This window comes from Acidobacteriota bacterium (assembly GCA_016716715.1).
Lineage (GTDB): Bacteria > Acidobacteriota > Thermoanaerobaculia > UBA5066 > UBA5066 > Fen-183.
The window spans coordinates 268,885-290,264 of the sequence record JADJVE010000006.1 but is presented as its reverse complement, the minus strand read 5'-3'; the positions used below and the strand labels follow the sequence as shown (position 1 = coordinate 290,264).

Genomic DNA, 21,380 nt, shown 5'->3' with positions numbered 1-21,380 from the left:
ATGGTCCGGGGAGCCGCGTGCGCGGCGCTCATCCTGTTCGTGTCGTGCGGGGCGGCCGCCGCGCCGGGGGCCGACGCCCAGGCGCCCGACCCGCTCGCCGCGGAGGCGAAGAAGCGCAACGCCGCGCTCGTCGCCGACGGGTTCAACATGACGCAGGGCTTCAGCCTCGGGCAGAAGCCCGTGCGCTTCGAGTTCCTGCTTCCGAAGGCCAGCGACCGGCACCGGCTCAGCTTCTGGATGGAGACCCGCGAGGGCGAAGCCTCGGTGACGCTCGTCGGGCCGGACGGCGCGCCGGTCCTCGCGTGGGCCGGGCGCCGGGGCGAGTCCGACGTCACGCGTGTGCTCGCGGCGGGGAAGTACGTCCTCGAGATCGATCCCTCGAAGGCGTCCGGGGGCCGCGCCCTCTTCGGCGTGAAGGGATTCCTCGTCCATCGCTGCGAGATGAACGCCGCGCTCACGTCCGAGCAGCCGGCGGCGCCCGCGCGGGGCTTCCACTGGCCGTACTTCCTTTACGTGCCGAAGGCGCCACGCTCGGGGCACCTCCTCGTGGTCCCGAACAACACGGGGTACACCACCGACGACGTGGAGATGATCCGCGCCGCGTCCACGTGCGAGGTGCGCCGGCAAGCGGCGCTCGCCGATGCGCTCGGCGCGCCGCTCCTCGTGCCGCTCTTTCCGCGGCCGCCGATCGGGGGCGACGAAAACCTTTACCTCCACGCGCTCACGCGCGCGGCCCTGCAGACGGAAGCTCCCGCGTTCCGGCGTGTCGACTTGCAGCTCCTTGCCATGGCGGACGACGCGCGGGCGGTTCTCGCGGCCAGGGGAATCACGGTCGACGCAAGACTCCTCCTGCGCGGTTTCTCGGCGTCGGGTTCGTTCGTGAACCGCTTCGCCGTCCTTCACCCCTCGCGGGTCCTCGCGGTGGCCTGTGGGTCGCCGGGCGGCTGGCCGATCGCGCCCGTCGAGAAGGCCGACGGCAAAACGCTGCCGTACCCCGTCGGCGTGGCCGACGTCCGCGCGCTCGTGGGAAGGCCCGTCGACGAGAGCGCGTTGAAGGCCGTCGCGTGGCTCTTCTTGCTCGGCGACAAGGACGCGAACGACGCGGTGATCTACCGCGACAGCTTCTCGAAGGCCGACGAAGATCTCGTCTTCCGTCTCTTCGGCCCGACGCCGGTCTCCCGCTGGAAGGGGGCCGAGGGCCTCTACCAGAAGGCGGGCCTCGACGCGCGCTTCGTCCTCTACCCGGGCGTCGGGCAGCGCGGGAGGACGCGGACGCGCGCCCCGCGCCGCCCCCCCCCCCCCCCCCCCCCCCCCGGGGGCGCGAGACTGACGGCTCGCGGCCCGCCTCCCCCCGCGAGTCCCGCCGCCGGACATGGACGCGGACGTCGCGAAGTTCTTCCCCCCCCCACCCCCCCCCCCCCAGCGGGAGGACCCCCGGAGATTCCCCGGGGTGGCCGCCGCGCGTTCACCCACGGCACGCTGACACCGACGTCCGTCGCCTGAGACCCGGAAATCCCCCGGCCGCCGCGTTTCCCGGGGCCGGTTCGCCAGCGGAAATACCGCTTGCCGTAAATGGTGGAGGCGGGGGGAGTCGAACCCCCGTCCGAAGCGCCCGAACGTCGAGATTCTCCACGCTCAGTCCGGACTTGTTTTTTTTAACCACCGCGTCTTCAGGTCCGGACGACCGGGCGCGGCGGCGATCCTGAGCTTCTCGGGCCATCTCTTCAGGCGGCGGAGATGATCCCCAGTCCGGATTTCGCGTCAAACGCCGAGGCGCCCCGGACAGGCTCCCCGGCGCCCGTCACGGCTAATTAAGCCGCGAGAGCGTAATCGCTGTTGGCGATTGAATTTGACCGTCGTTTTTACGAGCGAACGGCCGTGCTCGGCGTGCTCCTCGATCGCTGAATGCCCCGTCGAAACCGGGACGCCCCCAATCGTGATCGATGAGGATAACAGGTCGGCACCCGGGCGAAAAGACCCGGGAGTCGCCATAATTCGCGGGTGACGCGCGCGACGGCCCGGTTCCTCGTTCTTCTCGCCGCCGCGGGATTCTCGTTCCTGTCCGGCGCCCGCTCCGTCGAGGCCCAGGACGCGTCCCTCGCGCGGGACGCCAAGCCGCCCGCGTCGATCCGCGCCGAAGAGCGCGACGGGCGGACGTTCCTTCTCGTCAACGACGCCGTTGCCGCCCTCGACGGGACGATCGCGTGGGACGAACGCACGCGCTCGTACGAGGTGAAGGTCAAGGGCCGCACGGCCGTCTTCGGCGCCGAGTCGCCGATCGCGGTCGTGGACACGAAGGTGGTGAACCTCGCGTCGCCCGTGCGCGCGTCGAGCCTCGGCGCGTGGGCCGAGCCGGAGTTCTTCGTGAGGGTTCTCGGTCCGCTCACGGGCCAGGCGCTCGCGTGGGACAAGGGGACGCGCACGCTCTCGGCGAAGAAGTCGGATTTCGTCGAAGTCGGCGTGGAGCCCTCCGTCGCGGAGCTCGGCGACGTCACGAAGATCGTGCTCCGATTCTCGCAGTCGCCGTCGTACGCGGTGGAGGCGACGCCGGAACAGGTCGTCCTGCACTTTCCGGGCACGCGCCTCACCGCGCCGTCGCCCGAGCGCGTCCTCGATTCGCCGCGCGTCGCGCGGCTCCTCGTGCGCGGCGGCGAGGTGACGATCGTCTTTCGCGAAAAGGGCCTCGCCGCGAACGTCTATGCGCTCGGGACGCCGCCCCGCCTCGTCGTGGACGTCGCCCGCAAGGCCGGAGCCGCGCCCTCCGCCGCGCCCGCCGCGCCGGTCCCGGCGCCCGCCGCCGCGAAGAACGTGAAGACGATCGTCGTCGACCCCGGCCACGGCGGAACCGAGGAAGGGGCGAAGGGGCCGGGCGGCTCGCTCGAGAAAGACGCGACGCTCGCGCTCGCGAGGACGGTCGTCGAGACGCTCCAGCGCCGCGGGTACCGCGTCCTCATGACCCGGACGACGGATGCGACCGTGGGCCTCGACGACCGCGCCGCCGCCGCGAACGCCGCGAAGGCGGACGTCTTCCTCTCCATCCACTGCAACGCGTCGCGCGCGGCCTCCGCGCACGGCACGGAGGTCTACTACCTGTCGCTCGACGCGTCGGACCGCGCGGCGGCCGCGCTCGCCGAGAGCGAGAACCGCGCCGCGCCCGGGGCGGCCAGCGCGGAGAAGAACGCCGCGGTGCGCGACCTCGACCTCATCCTCTGGGACCTCGCGCAGAACCAGCACCTCGGCGCGTCCGCGCGTCTCGCCGAGATCGTGCAGGCCGACTTCAACCGCCTGCTCGGGATCACGACGCGCGGCGTGAAGCAGGCGCCGTTCCGCGTCCTCATTGGTGTGAACGCGCCCGCGGTGCTCGTCGAGGTGTCGTTCATCACGAACCCCGACGAGGAGAAGAAGATCAATTCCGAGGAGTTCCGCCGGCAGGTCGCGGACACGCTCGCGGGCAGCCTCGAGACGTACTTCCGGTCCGCCGACGGCGCCGCGCCCGTGCCGTACGCGCCGAAGAACGGCAAGAGCTGAGTCCCGTGGCCCGCCGCTTCGCGCTCGCGCTCGTCGCGATCCTCGCCCTGCTCCTCGGTGCGTTCGTCGTGATGCGGAGCGTCAGGAGCCCGAAGGCCGGCGCGCCGCCCGCTCCCGCGCCTCGCCCGACGGCCGTCGTGCCGCCGACACCGATCCCCGCGCGCAACGTGACGCTGTTCTTCGAGTCGAAGGAGGGCGACGGCATGCTGCACCCCGAGGCGCGCGACGTGCCCGTGGCCGCGGACGACGTCGCGTTCCTGCGGGCGGTGGCGTCCGGCGTCGTCGAGGGGCCCCGCAGCGCCGACCTCGTCAAGCCGTTTCCCGAGGGCTGGACGCTGCGCGGGGCGTACCTCCTGCGCGACGGCGTGGCCGTCCTCGACGTCGCGCCGCCCGCTCTCGTGAAATGGCAGGCGGGCGCGCACGAGGAGGACGCCGCCGTGCAGGCGCTCGCCGTCACGGTCGGCAAGAACATGACGGGCGTGACGCGCGTCGTCTTCCTCGTGGCGGGGGAGCCCGCCGAGACGCTCGCGGGGCACGTGGACCTCGCGCACCCGATCGCGCCGGACTTCACGCGCGCCGCCGCGGAGACGCCGCGCCCGGCGCAGCCGCCGCCGGCGGCGACGCCGACGCCGGCTCCGACGCCCACGGCGACGTCGACGCCGGCGCCGCGGCCTCCGAAGCCGGCGAAGCCGCCCGCGAGGCCGAAGGGGGAAACGACGTGAGCGACGAACGGCCCATCGGCCTCTTCGACTCGGGTGTGGGCGGGCTGACCGTTCTCGACGCGATCGCCCGCCGGCTCCCGCACGAGCGGCTGCTCTACCTCGGCGACACGGCGCGCCTTCCGTACGGGACGAAGTCCGCCGAGACCGTCCGCCGCTACGCCCGCCGCGCGGTCGGCTTCCTCCTCGACCACGGCGTGAAGGCCGTCGTCGTCGCCTGCAACACGGCCTCGGCGCTCGCGCTCGACGCGATCGTCGAGATGTCGCCCGTGCCCGTGATCGGCGTCGTGGCGCCCGGCGCCGTCGCCGCCGTCGCCGTGGCGCGGGCGCGCGAGGCGGCGGGAGAGCCGCGCGGGCCGATCGCCGTCCTCGCGACCGAGGCGACCGTGGCGTCCGACGCCTACGGCCGCGCGATCCGCGCGCTGGATCCGGAGCGCGAAGTGCTCCACACGGCGTGCCCGCTCTTCGTGCCGCTCGCCGAGGAGGGCTGGACCGGGAACGAGGTCGCCCGCGCGGCCGCGGCGCGGTACCTCGGGCCCGTGGGCTCCTCGGGCGCGCGCATCGTCGTCCTCGGCTGCACGCACTACCCGCTCCTCGCGGGGACGATCGCGGCGGCGCTCCCGCCCGGAACGGAGCTCGTCGACTCGGCGCACGCGGCGGCGGACGCGCTCGAAGCGGCGCTCCCGCCGGCCGCCCGCCGCGAGGGGAACGAGCCCGGCGAGACGCGCATTCTCGTCACGGACGCGTCGGATCGGCTCCGCCGCGTCGCGGGCCGCTTCCTCGGCCGGCCCGCGGCGGACCTCGCGCTCGTCGACCTGCCGATGTGAAGGTCCGCGGGCGCCCTGGTCGCGATAAGAGGACAATCCCCGCGTGAAGAACCCCAACGCCCTCTCCCGTGCCGGCGGCCGCGCCGCGCTTTCGCTGCGTCCCGTCTCGATCGTCTGCGACGCGGTGCCCCACGCGGAGGGCTCGTGCCTCATCACGCAGGGCAAGACCCAGGTGCTCGTCACGGCAACCGTCGAGGCGAAGGTGCCGCCCTTCCTCCAGAAGACCGGCCTCGGCTGGATCACCGCCGAGTACGGAATGCTCCCGCGCGCGACGCACGAGCGGACGGCGCGCGAGGCCGCGCGCGGGAAGCAGACGGGCCGCACGCTCGAGATCCAGCGCCTCATCGGGCGCGCGCTGCGCGGCGTCGCGGATCGCTCGATCCTCGCGGACCGGACGATCACGCTCGACTGCGACGTCCTCGTGGCCGACGCGGGGACGCGCTGCGCGTCCGTGACGGGCGCGTACGTCGCCCTGATGCTCGCCGCCGGCACGCTCTTCAAGGCGCGGACGATCCGCGGGAACCCGCTGCGCGAGGCCGTGGCGGCGATCTCCCTCGGCGTCACGGCCGGGGCCGAGCCGGACGCGCGCACGATTCTCCTCGACCTCGACTACTCCGAGGACTCGACCGCCGAGGTCGACCTGAACGTCGTCGGGACGTCGTCGGGACGCTTCGTCGAGATCCAGGGCACCGCGGAGAAGGAGCCGTTCGACGAGGCGATGCTCGGCGAGCTTCTCGCCGCCGCGCGGCGCGGCCTCTCCGAGCTCTTCCGCGTCCAGTGCGCGGCGCTCGAGGGTCGCGTGCCGGACGCGTGGCTGCCGGACCTGCCTCAGGCCCGCGCGAAGAATCCGCGCAAGACTTCGGCGAGCCGGCCCGGATCTTCCAAGAGAGCGTAGTGCCCCCGGCCCGGGAGCTCGAGGAACGTCGCGTCCGGGCGGGCCTTCAGGATCGCCCGCGCGTCTTTCGGCGGCACGAGGGGATCGCGCTCGCCGGTCACGACGAGGAGCGGCATCGTCGTCCCCCTGAGGCGCTCGGAGAGCGGGGGCGCCCCGAGGACGCCGTCCACGGACTTCTCGGTCGCGAAGGAAACGTCTTTCTTCGACGGGCCGGTCTGCGCCTCGACGGCCCGCGCGACGAGCGCCTTCTTGCCGGGGGCGTCGCCCTCGAAGCCGTACGCGGCGGCGCTTCTGAGGGAGGACTCGGGGACGCTCTCGAGGACGGCGCGGCGCGACATCGCCTTCCACTTGAGCGTGTCCGTGAAGCCGTAGGGCGCCGCGCCGAGGGGCGAGACGAGCGCCACGGCGGCGACGCGTTCCGGCGCAAGGGCCGCGATCTCGCCGGCGACGCGCCCGCCGAGAGAGTGGCCCACGAGGAAGACGGGCTGCTTCGGCAGAACGCCGAGGACCCATCGCGCGAGCGCCGCCGGGTCGTAGCCGTCGGGGGATTTCGGCCCGCGGAAGGAGCCCGGGAGGTCGAGCGCCTGGATCGCGTAGGTCTTCGCGAGCGGGACGCCGGCGTCGGCCCAGTCGGCCGCGCAGCCGCCCAGACCGTGGAGGAGGACGAGGACGGGTTTCGACTTCTTGGCGGCCATCGCGGAGAATGCTAACGGAATCGGGGCGTAGCGCAGCGGTAGCGCGGCTGCTTTGGGAGCAACAGGTCGCCGGTTCGACCCCGGCCGCCCCGACCATTTGACTCGAGGAGACACACCGAAACGTGCCGACACGCCGGAGGATTTTCCGCGGCCTCGTGATCGCCGTGCTCGTCGTCATGGCGGTCGGAGCGGTCGCCGTGTGGAACACGCTCGCTCTTCTGGACGCCGCCCGGCGCCAGGAGGCCGCGCTCGCGCAGGCCCACCGATCCGACGACTACGCCGGAGACCTCCGGGCTCTGGCGGAGCGGACCACACGCGAAGCGCGCATTGCGATCGCGACGGTCGCCCTCGGCTCGACCCTGACCGTCCTTCTCCTCGCGCTCGCGTGGAGGCGGATCGTCCGCGACATGGACGCGCGCAGACGCGCGGATCGCGAGATGCGCGCGAGCGAAGCGCGTTTCCGCGGCCTCGTCCGCGACGTCCCGGTGGGCGTCGTCGTGCAGGATTCCGAAGGGCGGGTCGCGCTCGCGAACCCGAAGGCGCGCGAGCTGCTCGGGCTGACCGAGGCCGAGCTCCTCGGGAAGACGTCCTACGACCCCGCCTGGAACGTCGTCGACGAGGACGGCCGTGTCCTGCAGGGCTCCGAACACCCCATCCCGAAGGCGATCGCGACGCGTCAGGCCGTGCGCGACGCCGTGGTCGGCTTCCAGCGCCCCGGCGGCGGCGAGCGGATCTGGCTTCTCGTGAACGCGGACCCCGAATTCGCGGAGGACGGGACGCTCCTGCAGGTGCTGTGCACGTTCCACGACATCAGCGAGCGCAAGGCCGCCGAGCTGCGCCTCCAGCAGGCCAACGTGGTGCTGCAACGCCTCTCCCTCGTGGACGCCGTGACGGACGTCGCGAACAGACGCCAGTTCGACCGGGCGCTGGCGGACGAGTGGGCGCGCGCGATCCGCGCGGGAACCTCGATCGCGCTCGTCCTGGTGGACGTCGACCACTTCAAGCCCTACAACGACCGCTACGGCCACCCCGCGGGGGACGACTGCCTCCGCCGGATGGCCGCCGTGCTTGCCCGCACGCTGCTCCGGGCCGGCGACGTCGTCGCGCGTTACGGCGGCGAGGAGTTCGCGGCGATCCTGCCGCTGACGGACGCGGAGGCGGCGACGGCGATCGCCGAACGGATGCGCAAGAGCGTCGAGGCCCTCAGGATGCCGCATGGCGCCGTGCCGCTCGGCGTCGTGACGATCAGCGGCGGCGTCGCGGCGGCCCGCCCCGAGATGGGCGCGAACGCGCTCGACCTCGTCGCCCGCGCCGACGCCGCGCTCTACGAGGCGAAGGCCGCGGGCCGCAACCGGGTCGTGACGGCGAGCGACGCGGACGCCGTGCCGGTCAGACCTTCAGGAGGTTGAGCGGCAGGGGAGCGCCCGTGACGTCCCGGATCGCGGGGCCGACGACGGACACGTCGTCGCTGATCACGCTGGCCGCGCCGAGCCGTGCGAGCTGCGCGGCGAACGCCGGGTCGTTGACGGTCCAGCAGTGGACGCCCAGCCCCTCGGCCTTCGCCCGGGCGAAGAGCTCGTCCGTGACGAGTCCGGCCTGCGGGCCGATCGCGCGGCAGCCCTTCGGAAGATCGGGCCAGAGCGCGCCTTCGGGGCGGCGCGCCGTCGCGTCGTAGTTGAGGCACGTCTCGATGCGCGGCTCGATCTCGCGGATCTTCCGGAGCATGTCGCCCGAGAAGGAGAGCACGATCGCGCGGTCGAAGAGGTGCATCTGGGCGATGAGGGCCGCGACGCGGAACTCGAGGAGGCCGGGCCGCGGCGACGGGCCCGCCTTGAGCTCGACGAGGTAGCGGCCGGTCGAGCCGTAGCGCAGGAAGAGATCGCGGAGCGTCGGGACGAAACCCCGGAATCCGCCGCGCTCGACGGGCAGCTCGGTGAGCTCGGGGATCGTGACGGTCGCCAGCGGGACGCGGCGCCCGAGGAGAACGATCTCCGGGTCGTGCTGGACGACGGCCTCGCCGTCCAGCGTGAGGCGGACGTCGAGCTCGAAGGCGTCGGCGCCGTCCGCCTCGGCCCGGTCGAAGCTTTCGAAGGTGTTTTCGAGCGCTTTCGTCGGGGAGCCGCGGTGCCCGACGACGCGCGTGACGCCGCTCGCGAAGAAGTTCATCGGAGGGATTATCCTCGCCTCCCATGCCTCGCGCTCCGCGTCCTCCCGCCGAGGGTCCTTTCCCGGTCCCGCTCGCGACGATCGACTGGCTCGTCTCGCGCGAGAACCCGGGTGTGCGGGCCGTCGCCCTGCGCGACCTGCTCGGGCGCCCGCCCAAGGATCCCGACCTCCGGCGCGCTCGGCAGGCGGTCGTCCGCGACCCGTTCCTGCGCGATCTTCTCGCGCTCGTCCGCGCGCGCCTCGTGCCGGCGCCGCAGGTCCCGCTCGAGCGGCGGTACGACGGCGGGATGTGGCTCGCGCTGTTTCTCACGGAGTTCGGCGTGGACGAGGCGCAGCCCGCGCTCAAGCACGCGGCCGACGTCCTGCTCGCGAGGTGGGAGAAGGCCTTCGTCGAGATCGAGCGCGGCGGCCGGACCGGCGACCTCGACGTCCCGCTGTTCTCGGCGGCGCTCCGCGTCCTGGCGCGGACCGGCCGCGGCGGCGACCCGCGCGTCGTGGGCGGGGCCGAGGAGATCGCCCGGCGTTCCCGGGCCGGCAAGGGCCGCACCGTGAAGGACCTTCTCCTTCTCGGAGAGCTGCCCGAGAAGGCGCGGACGGACGTGATCAGGGGCGCGATCGCGTTCCTCGAGACGCGGCTCGTCGAGGCGGAGATTCCCGCCGCGCTCGCCGCGGGCGCGACGCCCGAGATCCTGAAGGCGGGCTACCCGTGCGCGGACGAGACGGACCTCTTCGAGATGCTTGCGGCGTTGAAGGCCGTGCGCCCCGCGGGAAGGCCCATCGAGCCGAACGTCGCGCGCGCCCTCGCGGAGCTGGCCTCCCAGGCGGACCACCGCGCGCGCTGGAAGCTGGAGCGCCCGCGGCCCGAGCGGATGCCGCTCGCTCCCGAGCGCACGGGCGACCCGTCGCGCTGGGTCACGCTGCGCGCGCTCACAATCCTCCAGCACTTTCGCGGGCTCGCCGTCCCCAGCACCGCTCCCGCCCGGAGGGCCACGTCGAAATGAGACGTTCCGCTTCCGCGCTGCTCGCCGCCTGCTGCGCCGGGGCGACGCTCGCCGTTCTCGCCGGCTGCTCGTCCGATCCGCTCCCCGGTCCCCCGCGCGCCGCGACCCACGGCTACCGCGCCCGCGTCACGTTCAAGACGGACGGGCTCGAGACGGCTTCGTACGAGATCGCCGTGCGCGGAGGCCTGAGGCGCAAGGGCCTCGGCGACGGGCCCGCGCTGATCCTCGACACGGAGGCGAAGAAGGCGTGGCGCGTCGCCGCCGGCGGGAAGAGCGCGTCGCCCGTGGAGTTCTCCGAGGCGGAGAAGGAGATGCCCGCCGGCATCCCCCTGACGACCGGCTTCGACGAGAAGAAGGAAGCGGCCCGCCGGAACCTGACCCTCTACCACCGGGAGGGCGACGAGGTGTTTGCGGGACACGTGTGCGCGATCTGGCGCTTCGACGACGACCCGTCCGCCCTGAACTCGCCGACGACGACGTACTGGGCCGCGAACGACCTCGACGGCCTCGTCGTCCGCTGGGAGCGGGAGCTCCCGTCGCCGGGCGGCAAGGGGACGAAGTTGGTGATCAACCTCACGGACGTGCGCGTCGGGGCTCCGCCGAAGCTCTTTACCCCGCCTTCCTGAGACACAGGCTCGGCGTCGCTGCTATGCTCCGCGCCCTCCGGCGCGCCGGAGGATTCTCCAGAGGAGTGTTCCCGATGCAGCTGGTCCGAAATCTCGCGGCCGCCCTCACCCTCCTGGCGCTCGCCGTCCCGGCGTCCGCCGAGACGCCGAAGGACCCGAAGTCGCCGATCGCCGGAGTCCCGGACGGACGCGGACCTTCTGGCCCGGTCACGCTCAAGATCCTGTCGCCGAAGGCGGACGACGTGATCGCGATCCCGCCCGCCGAGGCCGGCCAGCCCGCGGCGACGGGCGCGCCCGTCGAGGTGAAGATCGAGCTCACGGGTTACGAGACGTTCCAGGATCCTGCGACGAAGCAGGGCCAGTACGTCGCCCTCATGCTCGACAACTTCGCGACCGTCTTCGCCTACTACGACGTCACGAAGCCGTGGGTCTTCAAGAAGATTCCGAAGGGCACGCACACGCTGCGCGTGTTCCCGATGCGCCCGTGGGGCGAGTCCATCAAGGAGGACAGCGCGTTCGCGACCGTCACGTTCCACGTCGGGGAGAAGGACGGAAAGAACGTGGTCGAGAGCGGCACGCCCGTCCTCACGGTCGTCTCGCCGCGCGGCAAGGTGAAGGGCGAGACCGGGAAGGTCCTGTTGGACTTCCTCGTCACGGGCTGTCCGATCGCCGAGAAGGGCACCTCCGACAACACGTGTCGGGTCCGCTACAAGGTCGACACGGAGAAGGAAGTCACGCTCGCGAAGGAAGAGGCCGTGTGGCTCGAGAACGTGGCCCCCGGCAAGCACGCGTACGTCGTCGGGATCACGAAGGACGACAAGATCGTTCCCGGCTCGCACGCGCTCGTGCAGGGCTCCTTCGATCTCGAGGCCCCGGGAAACCCCGCCGCGCCCGCCGCGGCGCCGCAGGGGAAGGCCACGGGCCAGTAAAATCCCCCGGATGAGCCTCGTGTACGGCGGCGCGGGGACGCGTCCCTGCGCCGTCGATCCCCCCCTCGTCCTCGCGCCCATGGCGGGGATCACGGACATGACGTACCGGCTGCTCCTGCGCCGGATCGGAGGGGTGGGCCTCGTCACCATGGAGTTCGTCTCGTCGGAGGGGCTGACGCGCGGCAACAAGCGGACCGAGCGCCTCCTCCGCTGGGACCCGGCCGAACGCCCGCTCTCGGTCCAGATCTACGGAGCGGACGCCGAACGGATGGCGGTCGCCGCGGCCCGCGTCGAGGAGATGCAGGTCGACGTCTGCGACATCAACATGGGCTGCCCCGCGAACAAGATCCTCAAGGGCTGCTCCGGGGCCGGCCTCATGCGCGACCTCGACAAGGCGCGCGCGATCATCGCGGCGTGCCGGAAGGCGCTCCCGACGACGCCGCTCACGGTGAAGTTCCGGCTCGGGATCAACGACCAGACCGAGAACTACCTCGAGCTCGCCCGCATCTGCGAGGGCGAGGGGGTCGCGGCCGTCGCGCTTCACGCCCGCACGGCCAAGCAGATGTACACGGGCCGCGCGGACTGGTCGAAGATCGCGCGCCTCAAGGAAACCGTGTCGATCCCCGTCGTCGGGAACGGCGACGTGAACACCGCCGACGACGTCCTCGCGATGTTCCGCCAGACCGGCTGCGACGCCGTGATGTGCGGCCGCGCGACGATGAAGAACCCGTGGATCTTCAAGCAGGCCGCCGAGCTTCTCGCGGGCCGGCCGTGGCGGGAGGCCACGCTCGCCGAGCGGCGCGAGGTCATCCTCGAACACTTCCGCCTCATCCAGAGGGACCAGTCCGACGCGCCGAAGGCGATGATGTCCAAGCTCCGCACGTTCACGTCGTGGTACACGCACGGCCTGCCGAACGGGTCGGAGCTGCGCCGCCGCATCGCGAGCCTCGACGGTCCGCAGGCGTTCCTCGACGCCGTCGAGCACTTCTTCGAGACGCACGCGGCGAGAGTGGCGGCCTGAGGGCCCGCGCGCGCGGCGTGACGCGCCTCAGTACGTCTTCGGCTTCGCGTCCGGCGCGAGAGGAGTGACGTAGGGCTTTCCGGCCGTCGTCCTCGCGAACTCGGCCTTGGCTGCCGCGACGGAAGAGGGATCTCTCAGGAGGTCGGCCGTCGACGCGGCGAGGACCTTCGCGGCGACGAGCATCCCCTTGACGCCCATCGGGGCCGCTGCGCAGGACGCGACGTCCCAGTGGTGCCACGGCGCGCCGCTCGGCGCCGTCTGGACGCCCAGCTCGATGAGCGGGTAGGCGGCGCTCACCTCGCCCGTGTCGGACGACGCGGAGGCGCCGCGCCCTTTCGCCCACGGGAGGACCTCGGCCGAGAGCCCCTTTTCCGGGATCCCGACCTCCTTCTGGATCGCCTTCGCGAGCGCCTCGTCCGCCGCGTCCCACTTCGGGGCGCCGACGCGCTCGAGCTGCTTCTGGACGAGCCTCGAGAGCGCCTCGTTGTAGATCGGCTCGCGCGTCGTGGCGAGGAGCGTCACCTTCGCCGTCGTCTCGGTCGCGAGGCCGGCGCCCTCCGCGGCCTTTCTCAGCCGGCCGACCATCTCGTTCATGCGCTCGCCGTTCGTGTCGCGCACGAACCACTGCACGCGCGCGTAGTCGGGGATGATGTTCGCGGCGAGACCGCCGTCCTTCACGACGCGGTGGAGGCGGGCCGTGGGGAGCACGTGCTCGCGCATGAGGGACATCGCGTGCTCGAAGACCTCGAGTGCGTCGAGGGAGCTGCGGCCGAGCCACGGATTCGCGGCGGCGTGCGCCGTCCTCCCGAAGAACTCGACGTCCAGCGCCGTGATCGCGAGGCGCCCGCCGGAATAGACGTAGCTCTCGGCCTCGGGGTGCCACGCGAGGACGACGTCGGTTCCCGCGAACACCCCGTCCCGCAGCATGAACGTCTTGCCGAGGATCTGCTCCTCGGCGGGCGTCCCGTAGACCCGGATCGTCCCGGGCAGCTTCTGAAGGGCGCGCTCGCGGTTCGCGGCCACGGCTGCCGCGACGGCGGCGGTCCCGAGGAGGTTGTGCCCGCACCCCTGGCCCGGCGCTCCGGCGACTGCGGGGGACTTCCTGGCCTCGCCGGCCTTCTGCGAGAGGCCGGGGAGAGCGTCGTACTCGGCGAGGATCGCGACGACGGGCGCGCCGGATCCCGCGGTCGCGACGAACGCGGTCGGCATCCCGGCCACGCCGCGCGTCACGGCGAAGCCTTCCTTCTCGAGAACGTCCTCGAGGAGGGCGGCGGACTTCGTCTCCTGAAGGGCGGTCTCGGAGTAGTCCCAGATCTTCCGGGACACGTCTTCCCAGCGCGCCGCCGTGGAGTCCAGGTACGCGTCGGTCCCGGCAGGCGCAGCCGCCAGAGAGAAGCCGAGAGTCAAGCCGAGCACGAGAGCGGCGGGGCCGCGGAAAGGAACTTGCATCGGGAGCCTCCGAACGGGGGATGTGTCGCTTGAGGAAGACAGCATACGATGGGGGAATGCGAAAGAGTCTCGCGCTGCTGGCGGTTCTTCTCGGCCTTTCGAGGGCCGCTTCCGGGCAGCCGGCTCCTCCGGCGGACGCCCAGAAGAGCCGGATCGACGCCCCCGGGGTGTCCATTCCCCTCGACGTGCGCGAGCAGTACCTCGGGAAGACCGGGTCGAAGACGGCCGTCAAGTTCATCCTGTCGGTCGCGCGCGGCGACCTTCGGGGGCCGGCGAGCACGCCGCGCGTCGTCTCGTTCACGCTGTCGGGGGTCGTGAGCGACCCGAAGGGCGCGAACGTCGACGCCTTCCGGATCCCGGCCGACGTCGACCTCGGCGCCGACGCCGGCAAGCCCGTCTCGATCACGTTCCTGCGTTCGCTGCCGCCGGGAACCTACGAGATCCAGTTCCGGCTCGAAGGCGCCGCCGGCCGCGCGGTCGCGACGCGCGCCGTGACGATCACCGTTCCGGCGATGACGTCCGAATTCCGCGCCGAGGACGCCGGCACCGACGCCGGAGGGCTGCCGAGCGCGGCGGCCGTCGTCCTCGAGTCCGAGAACCGCCAGATGCCGCCGCCGAACGCGGGAAACCTCGTGAAGATTCTCGCGCCCCCGCAGGAGGTTCCCGTCGGCCTCCTCCGGATCGGATGCGAGGTGAAGCCGCCCGTCACGCGCGTCGAGTTCTGGCTCGAGGAGAAGAAGATCCTCGTCAAGAACCGCGCACCCTACGAGGTCGAGCTGGACCTCGGGAAGGTCCCGAAGAAGCAGACGCTCAAGGCCCTCGGCTTCGACGCGCAGGGCAATTTCCTGGACGCGGACGCGTGGGCGATCAACGAGAAGGACTCGCGGCTGTCCGTGCGCCTCATGGAGCTCCCGAAGCAGAAGGGGGCGGGCGACACGGTCGAGCTCAAGGTCGCCGTCCAGTCCATGGCGGGCGGCGTCGCGAAGAAGCTCGAGCTGTACCTCGACGACCGGAAGGTCCGGGAGTGGACCCAGCCGCCGTACGTCGTGACGGTTCGCGTCGCCGAGATCCAGAAAGCGACGCTCATGCGCGCGACGGCGACGGACGAGGACGGCAAGGAATTCACGGACATCAAGCTCCTCAAGGGCGAGTCGCGCTTCATGTCGAAGGTGGAAGTCGACCTCGTCGAGCTGCCGGTCTCCGTCTACGACGGGGAGGGCCGCCTCGTGAAGACCCTCGCCAAGGAGGACTTCACGGTCACGGAGGACGCGGCGAAGCAGGAGCTCACGAGCTTCGAGTTCGCCGAGTCGCTCCCGCTCTCCCTCGGGATCGTGATCGACGGGTCGGGCTCGATGAAGGACGCGATGCCGATCGTCCACCAGGCGGCGTCCGAGTTCGTCCAGAAGCTCGTCTCCAAGGAGAAGGACCAGGGCTTCGTGATCGAGTTCCGCGAGCGCCCGGCCCTCCTCGCCTCGATGACGCACCGCGCGACGGACCTCGAGCGCGCGATCGCCGAGACGCACGCGAACGGCGCGACCGCCCTCTTCGACTCCGTGGTCATGGCGCTCTACCAGTTCCGCGCGACGCCGGGCCGCAAGGCCGTCGTCGTGCTGACGGACGGCGACGACAACCACTCCTGGAGCGACTACGCGACGCTCCGGCGCTACGCGCGCTCGGCGGGTGTCCCGATCTACTTCATCGGGCTGAACCTCTCGTTCCTCGACACGGGAATCAAGGGGCGGATGAACGAGCTCGCCGCGGACACGGGGGCCGAGGCGTTCTTCATCGGAAAGGCGTCGGCCCTGCCGGAGGTCTACCGGAAGATCGAGACGGAGCTGCGCTCGCAGTACTTCCTGCGCTACCTCACGAACTCCACGAAGGGCGAGAACCAGTTCCGCGCGATCGAGGTGAAGCTCAAGGACCCGAAGCTGCGCGCCAAGACGATCCGGGGCTACTTCCCCTGAAGCGAGCGGGCGACCGCGGCCGTGTGCGCCGTCGTCGTCCCGCAGCAGCCGCCGACGAGGCGCGCGCCGAGGCGGACCCATTCGGTGGCGTGAGCCACGTAGTCCTCCGGCGCTACCGGTGTCGAGAAGACGTTCCCATAGGCCGCAAGCGGAACGCCGGGCGCCGCCGCCGCGAGGCGCGTCAGGTCGCCGGCGAGCGAGCGGGCGGCCACGCAATTTACGCCGAGGGCGTCGGGCGGCGAAGGCAGCAAAAGAAGCGAGCGCGCGAAATCCTCGACGGGCTCTCCGGACAGCAGGCGGCCGCCTCCGTCCGTAACGCAAGAGACGACGACCGGCAGCCCCGTGGCCACCGCGCCGCGCGCGGCGGCCACGGCCTCGCACACGGTGTTCATCGTCTCGACGAGGATGAGGTCGACGCCGGCGGCGGCGAGCGCCGCCGCCATCTCGGCGTGCTCGGAGAAGAGAATTTCTTCTTGCTTCGGAACGAGATCAGGCCGGTAGCAGTCAGACAGAGGTGCGAGAGACCCGGCGATCCAAAGGCCGTCCGCCTGCCCGGCGCGCCAGAGCCACCGCGATTTCGATGAGCTGCCTGCGAGAGGGAGCAAAAAGATCCTCTTAGATTTCTTCCATGCAGCCGGAAGCTGGCGATCGTGAGGACGTCGGCCCCTGCCTCCGCGTTCTCCCGGTGGATCGCCTCGACGAGCTCCGGCGCGTCGAGGAGGGCCTGCGCGCTCCAGAGCGGCGCGGGAAGAAGAGCGCCGCGGGCGAGGAGGTCCGTGCCCAGCGCCGCATCGAGAACGAGCGGCGGCCGAGAGCGCAGTCTCGCGCGGAAATCCGGGGCGGGCGGCACGGACACGGCGGTCTCCCGGGGACGAGGATAGCGGGGCGGGCCTGCTAGCATCCGGCCCATGGCAAACCGCTCGTGGGCCCTCGTTCTCGGGGCCTCCTCCGGATTCGGGGAAGGCACGTCCCTCGCCCTCGCCCGCGCGGGCCGGAACGTCTTCGGCGTCCATCTCGACCGCAAGTCGACGCAGCCCAACGTCGAGCGCATCACGGGGGAGATCACGGCCGCCGGATCGCGGGCGCTCTTCTTCAACATGAACGCCGCGGACGACGAGAAGCGCGCCGAGGCCATCGCGGAGATGACGAAGGTCCTCGACGCCGAGGGGCGCCGGGCCGGAATCGACGTCGTGCTTCACTCGCTCGCGTTCGGGACGCTGAAGCCGTTCCTCGCAGACGCGCCCGCCGACCGGATCGTGCGCGCCCAGATGGACATGACGCTCGACGTCATGGCCCATTCGCTCGTCTACTGGGTGCAGGACCTTCTCGCGGGGGGCCTCCTCGCCGAGGGCGGGCACGTGTTCGCGATGACGTCCTCCGGCGGGCACCGCATCTGGAAGTCCTACGGCGCGGTCTCGGCCGCGAAGGCCGCCCTCGAGAGCCACTGCCGCCAGCTCGCGGTCGAGCTCGTGACCCGGAAGATCGCCGTCAACGCGATCCGCGCGGGCGTCACGGACACGCCGGCTCTCCGCAAGATCCCCGACAACGCCGCGATGATCGAGCGCTGCCTCGCCATCCACCCGGCCGGCCGGCTCACGACCCCCGACGACGTCGCGCGCGTGATCGTCGCCCTCTCGAAGCCCGAGACGGTCTGGCTGTCGGGCAACGTGCTCGGCGTCGACGGCACGGAAGACGTCATCGGCTGACGCCGCCATGAAGGACGCACGCTTCCTGTCCGCGGCGGCCTGCGCGGCGCTGTCTCTCGCGCTGATGGGCGCCTCCTGCGAGACCGTGCGCCCGAACGTGAAGGCGCAGTCGGACGTCCCGTCCGCCGGGAAGTTTCCGCACGGGATCTTCGGCCGCTTCCTCGAGAAGGTCGTCCAGGACGGGCTCGTCGACTACGCGGCGGCGTCCCTCGAGGAGTCGACGCTCGAGCAGTACCTCGCCGAGGTCGCGCGCGTCTCGCCCGAGACGCACCCGCACCTCTTCCCGACGGAGCCGGACCGGCTCGCGTACTGGATCAACGCCTACAACGCCTGCGCGATTCGAGGCGTCCTGCGCTTCAACCGCCCCCAGAGCCTGAAGGAGATCGGGCACAGGTTCGACTCCGAGACGAAGTACGTCTTCGGCGGGCGCGAGCTCTCCCTGAACCAGATTTCGTCGCTCGCGTGGAAACGTTTCACCGACGCGCGCATCCACTTCGCGCTCGTGAAGGCGCGCCGCGGCGGGCCGCCGCTCGCGAAGGACGCGTGGGACGCGGCGGACCTCGAGGACCGCCTCGAGGCCGCTGCGAAGGCGTTCGTCGCCGATCCGCGCAACGTCGACTGGAAGGCGCCGTCGCTCAAGGCCGGGCTCTCGCGCGTGATCCTCGATTTCCGCGGCGACTTCGAGCGCGAGGTCCCGTCGACGGTGTCCGGGGATCCGCGCCTCATCGGGTCGATCAACCGGTGGCGCCCTCGCACGGAAAAGGTCACGGCGACGTCGATCTATCCGATCCCGCTCGACGAGCGCCTGAACGACGCCGCGAACCGCTGAGCCGATGCGCTTCCCGCGCCGCGCCGCCCCGGCCCTTCTCGCGGCCGTCGTCGTCGCTGCGTGCGGGAAGCCGCCCGCGCGCGAGGCGACGGCTCCGCAGTCGGCTCCCTCCGTCCTGGAAGGCGGCATCCCGCTCGCAGCCGGCCTCGAGCTGACGCTCGTCCCGAACCTGCCGGGCGTCGACGGCGGGGACGTGCCCGACCTCGCGCGCCGCGAGGTGGAGGTCCTCGAGGTCGACAAGGGGAGACTCCGCCTGAGCTGGACGGGACAGGTGCGCGTCGAGAAAGCCGAGTCTGCGCGCCGCCGCGAGGACTGGGCGCGGGCGAGGGCCAACGCACCGCGCGGCGCGACGCCCGAGCCGGCAATCCAGGCCGTCTACGAGACCCGCGAGGTCGGAGGCACGCTGTCCTTCCCCGACTTCGGGACCGCGACGGAGCTGCTCCTCCCCGGCCTGTGGCCCGAGGGCAACGCGACGATCCCGGGGTCCACCGCGCTCTGGATCTCCACGAACGCCCGCTCCGAACTCAAGGGCGGCGGCAGCGCTTCGGTGCCGCTCGCGGCGTCCGCGGTCTCGCTGCGCGAGCCCGGCGCGACGCTCCTGCGCCGCGCGATCGAACTTTCCTCGGGGGGCGCGGGCCGTCCGGGGGTCTGGACGGCCGGGCCGCCCGCCCCGTTCGCCCTGCGCGTCGATGGCGAGGACGTGAGGGTCCCCGCACTCGGCGCGCGTGACTGGTTCGCGGCGTACGTCGTCCTCGACGGGAGCTCTCCCGCGCTCGTCCTCGCGGCGCTGCCGCAGGCGGCCTCCTCGCCGCCGGCGGACGTCTTCGCCCCCGCGCACGCGATGCGGAGCCTGCTCGGCTACCGCGTCGCCGAGGTGGTGCGCCCGAAGGAAAAGAAGTGAAGGACAGCGGCCTCGCCGTCGTCACGGGCGCGTCGTCCGGAATCGGCGCCGCGTTCGCGCGCGAGCTTGCGGCCGAGGGCCGGCCGGTCCTGCTCGTCTCCCGTTCGGGGGACAGGCTGGAGGCGCTCGCGACCGGGCTGAACGCCGGGCGGGGGGGCCGCGCGGAAGTCCTCGCGGCCGATCTCGCGACGCCGGAAGGGCGTGACGCCATGTGGAACGCGACGGAGGGCGCGGGGCGGCACGTCGCGCTCCTCGTGAACAACGCGGGATTCGGCCTGAACGGACCCGAGACCGATCTGCCGTTCGAGAGGGTGCACGCGCTGCTCGAGCTGAACGTCGTCGCGACGGCGGAGCTCACGCACCGGTTCCTCGTCGCGATGAAGGCGCGGGGCGCGGGGGCGATCCTGAACATCTCCTCGACGTCGGCCTTCTACCCGACGCCGTATTTCTCGCTCTACGGCGCGAGCAAGGCCTTCATCCTGAACTTCACAGAGGCGCTGCACGAGGAGGCGAAGCCGTTCGGCGTGACCGTGACGTGCCTCTGCCCGGGATTCACGAAGACGAACTTCGCCGCCGTCGCGGGAATGAAGGAAGGGAAGGACACGCCGTTCCCCGAGATGACGCCGGAGGCGGTGGCGAAGATGGGCCTCGAGGCCGTGCGGAAGAAGAAAGCGGTCGTCGTGACGCACCCGCTCGACCGGCTTTGGATCGCGGCGGGCAAGCTCGTCCCGCGGTGGGTGCCGGCGAAGTTCGGGTCGCACTTCTTCAAGAAGACAAAGATTTCTTAGAAGTGTGCCCGCGCATTCACCTTCTAAGAAATCCGAATCCGAATCCCCGGGTCAGTGGCTGCCGGCCTTGTCGCCCCACAACTGCTTGAGCCGCGAGTCGCGGCCGCAGCCGGAGCGGTAGAAGTTGTACCGGACCGGGTTCTTCTTGTAATAGCTCTGGTGATACTCCTCGGCCTTCCAGAAGGGTCCCGCCTTCACGATCTCGGTCACGATCGGCGCCTTCAGCACCTTCGAGGCCTCGAGCGCCTTCATGGAGGCCTCGGCCGCCGCGCGCTGCGCGTCGTCGTGGACGAAGATCGCGGTCGTGTACGAGAAGCCCGAGTCGCAGAACTGGCCGCCCGCGTACGTGGGGTCGACGTTGTGCCAGAAGACGTCGAGGAGCTTCTCGTACGAGACCTTCTTCGGGTCGAAGACGACCTCGATGGCCTCGCGGTGGCCCGTGCCGCCCGCCCCGACCTCGTGGTAGGTGGCGCCGGCCTTCTTGCCGCCCGTGTAGCCCACGGTCGTGGAGACGACGCCCGGGACGGCGTCGTAAGGCCCCTGCATGCACCAGAAGCAGCCGCCCGCGAACGTCGCCTTCGCGAGGCCGGCCGGCGCCGGCGGCGTAGCCTGCGTGGGCTCTTCCGCGCGGGCGAGAGACGAGAAGAGGACGAGGCCGAGGAGGGGCAGGAGGAATCGGGCGTTGCGGCGCATGTGGTCTCCAGAAGGGATACGCGGGGTCTCCCCTCCGTGGATGCCGAAAGGGCGCCCGCCCATTCCCTTCAGAGAACGTACGGACGAAGGAAGAGTTTCGTCAGGGCGTCGGCGACCGACTGGAAGGCGAGGTCGAGGCCGGCAGCCTCCTCCGGCGTGAACCACCCGACCTCGAGCGTCTCGTCGCCCGCGTGCGGCTCGCGGCTGCCGGGGGCGAGGAGCCCGCGGTAGACCGCCACGACGACGGGCCGGCCCGGATACGAGAAGAGGCCGAGGAGCCCGTCGAGGTCGGCGATCGCGCCGCACTCCTCGAGCGTCTCGCGCAGGGCCGCCTCCTCGACGGTTTCGCCCCGGTCCACGTGGCCGCCCGGGAACGTCCACTTGCCGTAGCCGGGCTCGATCGCGCGCTTGACGAGGAGGACGCGCTCGTCGCGGACGATCAGGACGCCCGCGGCGACCTTCGGGTCGATCCAGTGCACCGCGCCGCAGGCCGGGCACACCGGCACGCTGCGCCCCGGGCCCAGTTCCTTCGATTCGAGCTTCCGCGCGCACTGCGTGCAGAAGACCGGCAGCTCGTACACCGGCGTCAGGCTATCGCGTTTTGGCGGCCCTTGACGGATCACGAAGACGTAACCAGAATCCA

Annotated in this window: 21 protein-coding genes, 1 tRNA gene and 1 other RNA gene; 15 read left to right on the top strand and 8 right to left on the bottom strand. The window is 71.7% G+C overall.

Annotated elements, in window-relative coordinates; translation table 11 throughout:
• Positions 1-1,503, top strand: coding sequence for a hypothetical protein (locus IPL89_11905; protein MBK9063879.1), 1,503 nt, complete (start codon positions 1-3; stop codon positions 1,501-1,503).
• 70 nt (positions 1,504-1,573) lie between these two features.
• Here IPL89_11905 and ssrA read toward each other — a convergent pair.
• Positions 1,574-1,932: a transfer-messenger RNA gene (ssrA, locus tag IPL89_11900) on the bottom strand.
• A gap of 69 nt (positions 1,933-2,001) precedes the next feature.
• On the opposite strand from ssrA, the gene IPL89_11895 reads away from it, so the two are divergent.
• The 3 genes from IPL89_11895 to rph all read left to right on the top strand — a co-directional run bounded on the left by IPL89_11895 (position 2,002) and on the right by rph (position 5,969).
• The gene (locus IPL89_11895; protein MBK9063878.1) at positions 2,002-3,528 is read left to right on the top strand and encodes an N-acetylmuramoyl-L-alanine amidase; all 1,527 of its coding nucleotides are present in this window, start codon (positions 2,002-2,004) and stop codon (positions 3,526-3,528) included.
• Between the two features lie 403 nt (positions 3,529-3,931).
• On the top strand, positions 3,932-5,074 hold the full coding sequence (locus tag IPL89_11890; GenBank protein MBK9063877.1) for a glutamate racemase: 1,143 nt from the start codon (positions 3,932-3,934) through the stop codon (positions 5,072-5,074).
• A 43-nt stretch (positions 5,075-5,117) separates the two neighbouring features.
• Entirely contained in the window at positions 5,118-5,969 is an 852-nt protein-coding gene (gene rph, locus IPL89_11885) for a ribonuclease PH (protein MBK9063876.1), read from the top strand.
• On the opposite strand, the gene IPL89_11880 is transcribed toward rph, so the two are convergent.
• The gene (locus IPL89_11880; protein ID MBK9063875.1) at positions 5,903-6,664 is read right to left on the bottom strand and encodes an alpha/beta hydrolase; all 762 of its coding nucleotides are present in this window, start codon (positions 6,662-6,664) and stop codon (positions 5,903-5,905) included. The two genes, rph and IPL89_11880, sit on opposite strands and share 67 nt — an antisense overlap.
• Positions 6,665-6,685: 21 nt before the next feature.
• On the opposite strand from IPL89_11880, the gene IPL89_11875 reads away from it, so the two are divergent.
• A tRNA-Pro gene (locus IPL89_11875) sits at positions 6,686-6,760 on the top strand.
• A gap of 26 nt (positions 6,761-6,786) precedes the next feature.
• Complete coding sequence (locus IPL89_11870; GenBank protein MBK9063874.1) at positions 6,787-8,073, top strand: sensor domain-containing diguanylate cyclase; 1,287 nt, start codon at positions 6,787-6,789, stop codon at positions 8,071-8,073.
• On the opposite strand, the gene IPL89_11865 is transcribed toward IPL89_11870, so the two are convergent.
• Complete coding sequence (locus IPL89_11865; GenBank protein MBK9063873.1) at positions 8,054-8,830, bottom strand: glycerophosphodiester phosphodiesterase; 777 nt, start codon at positions 8,828-8,830, stop codon at positions 8,054-8,056. The two genes, IPL89_11870 and IPL89_11865, sit on opposite strands and share 20 nt — an antisense overlap.
• 23 nt (positions 8,831-8,853) lie before the next feature.
• On the opposite strand from IPL89_11865, the gene IPL89_11860 reads away from it, so the two are divergent.
• From IPL89_11860 to dusB, 4 genes are all read left to right on the top strand, one after another.
• A complete protein-coding gene (locus tag IPL89_11860) occupies positions 8,854-9,831 on the top strand; it encodes a hypothetical protein (protein MBK9063872.1) in 978 nt (325 codons plus the stop codon).
• Positions 9,828-10,457, top strand: a complete 630-nt coding sequence (locus tag IPL89_11855; GenBank protein MBK9063871.1) for a hypothetical protein — start codon at positions 9,828-9,830, stop codon at positions 10,455-10,457. Before IPL89_11860 ends, IPL89_11855 begins: the two co-directional genes overlap by 4 nt.
• A gap of 74 nt (positions 10,458-10,531) precedes the next feature.
• On the top strand, positions 10,532-11,386 hold the full coding sequence (locus IPL89_11850) for a hypothetical protein (GenBank protein ID MBK9063870.1): 855 nt from the start codon (positions 10,532-10,534) through the stop codon (positions 11,384-11,386).
• Positions 11,387-11,396: 10 nt separating this feature from the next.
• Positions 11,397-12,407 carry a tRNA dihydrouridine synthase DusB gene (gene dusB, locus IPL89_11845; protein ID MBK9063869.1) on the top strand — a complete coding sequence of 337 codons (1,011 nt, stop codon included), beginning with the start codon at positions 11,397-11,399 and terminating at the stop codon, positions 12,405-12,407.
• 27 nt (positions 12,408-12,434) lie between these two features.
• On the opposite strand, the gene IPL89_11840 is transcribed toward dusB, so the two are convergent.
• Positions 12,435-13,856, bottom strand: a complete 1,422-nt coding sequence (locus IPL89_11840) for an amidohydrolase (GenBank protein MBK9063868.1) — start codon at positions 13,854-13,856, stop codon at positions 12,435-12,437.
• A 56-nt stretch (positions 13,857-13,912) separates the two neighbouring features.
• Here IPL89_11840 and IPL89_11835 point away from each other — a divergent pair, with 56 nt between their 5' ends.
• Complete coding sequence (locus IPL89_11835) at positions 13,913-15,820, top strand: VWA domain-containing protein (protein ID MBK9063867.1); 1,908 nt, start codon at positions 13,913-13,915, stop codon at positions 15,818-15,820.
• On the opposite strand, the gene IPL89_11830 is transcribed toward IPL89_11835, so the two are convergent.
• Both IPL89_11830 and IPL89_11825 read right to left on the bottom strand, forming a co-directional pair.
• The gene (locus tag IPL89_11830) at positions 15,808-16,263 is read right to left on the bottom strand and encodes a homocysteine S-methyltransferase family protein (GenBank protein MBK9063866.1); all 456 of its coding nucleotides are present in this window, start codon (positions 16,261-16,263) and stop codon (positions 15,808-15,810) included. The two genes, IPL89_11835 and IPL89_11830, sit on opposite strands and share 13 nt — an antisense overlap.
• Positions 16,209-16,676, bottom strand: a complete 468-nt coding sequence (locus IPL89_11825) for a homocysteine S-methyltransferase family protein (GenBank protein MBK9063865.1) — start codon at positions 16,674-16,676, stop codon at positions 16,209-16,211. The genes IPL89_11830 and IPL89_11825 overlap by 55 nt, the downstream gene beginning before the upstream one ends.
• Before the next feature lie 52 nt (positions 16,677-16,728).
• Here IPL89_11825 and IPL89_11820 point away from each other — a divergent pair, with 52 nt between their 5' ends.
• The 4 genes from IPL89_11820 to IPL89_11805 are packed head-to-tail and all read left to right on the top strand — an operon-like array spanning position 16,729 to position 20,044.
• Complete coding sequence (locus IPL89_11820) at positions 16,729-17,526, top strand: SDR family oxidoreductase (GenBank protein ID MBK9063864.1); 798 nt, start codon at positions 16,729-16,731, stop codon at positions 17,524-17,526.
• Between the two features lie 7 nt (positions 17,527-17,533).
• Positions 17,534-18,355: a DUF547 domain-containing protein gene (locus tag IPL89_11815; GenBank protein ID MBK9063863.1), complete on the top strand. Its 822-nt coding sequence runs from the start codon at positions 17,534-17,536 to the stop codon at positions 18,353-18,355.
• Positions 18,356-18,359: 4 nt separating this feature from the next.
• On the top strand, positions 18,360-19,256 hold the full coding sequence (locus IPL89_11810) for a hypothetical protein (protein ID MBK9063862.1): 897 nt from the start codon (positions 18,360-18,362) through the stop codon (positions 19,254-19,256).
• Entirely contained in the window at positions 19,253-20,044 is a 792-nt protein-coding gene (locus tag IPL89_11805; GenBank protein ID MBK9063861.1) for an SDR family oxidoreductase, read from the top strand. Before IPL89_11810 ends, IPL89_11805 begins: the two co-directional genes overlap by 4 nt.
• Positions 20,045-20,095: 51 nt before the next feature.
• Here the strand turns inward: IPL89_11805 and msrA are convergent, their stop codons facing one another.
• Together msrA and IPL89_11795 are read right to left on the bottom strand one after the other, a co-directional pair.
• Positions 20,096-20,737 (bottom strand): peptide-methionine (S)-S-oxide reductase MsrA, encoded by a 642-nt coding sequence (gene msrA, locus IPL89_11800; GenBank protein ID MBK9063860.1) that lies wholly within the window; start codon positions 20,735-20,737, stop codon positions 20,096-20,098.
• A gap of 68 nt (positions 20,738-20,805) precedes the next feature.
• Positions 20,806-21,318, bottom strand: coding sequence for an NUDIX hydrolase (locus IPL89_11795; protein ID MBK9063859.1), 513 nt, complete (start codon positions 21,316-21,318; stop codon positions 20,806-20,808).
• Positions 21,319-21,380: the final 62 nt, after the last annotated feature.

Coding starts and splice junctions, on each gene's coding strand:
- IPL89_11905 (MBK9063879.1), top strand. CDS start 1: ATGGTCCGGGGAGCCGCGTGCGCGGCGCTCATCCTGTTCGTGTCGTGC.
- IPL89_11890 (MBK9063877.1), top strand. CDS start 3,932: ATGGCAGGCGGGCGCGCACGAGGAGGACGCCGCCGTGCAGGCGCTCGC.
- IPL89_11880 (MBK9063875.1), bottom strand. CDS start 6,664: ATGGCCGCCAAGAAGTCGAAACCCGTCCTCGTCCTCCTCCACGGTCTG.
- IPL89_11865 (MBK9063873.1), bottom strand. CDS start 8,830: ATGAACTTCTTCGCGAGCGGCGTCACGCGCGTCGTCGGGCACCGCGGC.
- IPL89_11860 (MBK9063872.1), top strand. CDS start 8,854: ATGCCTCGCGCTCCGCGTCCTCCCGCCGAGGGTCCTTTCCCGGTCCCG.
- IPL89_11855 (MBK9063871.1), top strand. CDS start 9,828: ATGAGACGTTCCGCTTCCGCGCTGCTCGCCGCCTGCTGCGCCGGGGCG.
- IPL89_11850 (MBK9063870.1), top strand. CDS start 10,532: ATGCAGCTGGTCCGAAATCTCGCGGCCGCCCTCACCCTCCTGGCGCTC.
- dusB (MBK9063869.1), top strand. CDS start 11,397: ATGAGCCTCGTGTACGGCGGCGCGGGGACGCGTCCCTGCGCCGTCGAT.
- IPL89_11840 (MBK9063868.1), bottom strand. CDS start 13,856: ATGCAAGTTCCTTTCCGCGGCCCCGCCGCTCTCGTGCTCGGCTTGACT.
- IPL89_11835 (MBK9063867.1), top strand. CDS start 13,913: ATGCGAAAGAGTCTCGCGCTGCTGGCGGTTCTTCTCGGCCTTTCGAGG.
- IPL89_11830 (MBK9063866.1), bottom strand. CDS start 16,263: ATGGCGGCGGCGCTCGCCGCCGCCGGCGTCGACCTCATCCTCGTCGAG.
- IPL89_11820 (MBK9063864.1), top strand. CDS start 16,729: ATGGCAAACCGCTCGTGGGCCCTCGTTCTCGGGGCCTCCTCCGGATTC.
- IPL89_11815 (MBK9063863.1), top strand. CDS start 17,534: ATGAAGGACGCACGCTTCCTGTCCGCGGCGGCCTGCGCGGCGCTGTCT.
- IPL89_11810 (MBK9063862.1), top strand. CDS start 18,360: ATGCGCTTCCCGCGCCGCGCCGCCCCGGCCCTTCTCGCGGCCGTCGTC.
- msrA (MBK9063860.1), bottom strand. CDS start 20,737: ATGCGCCGCAACGCCCGATTCCTCCTGCCCCTCCTCGGCCTCGTCCTC.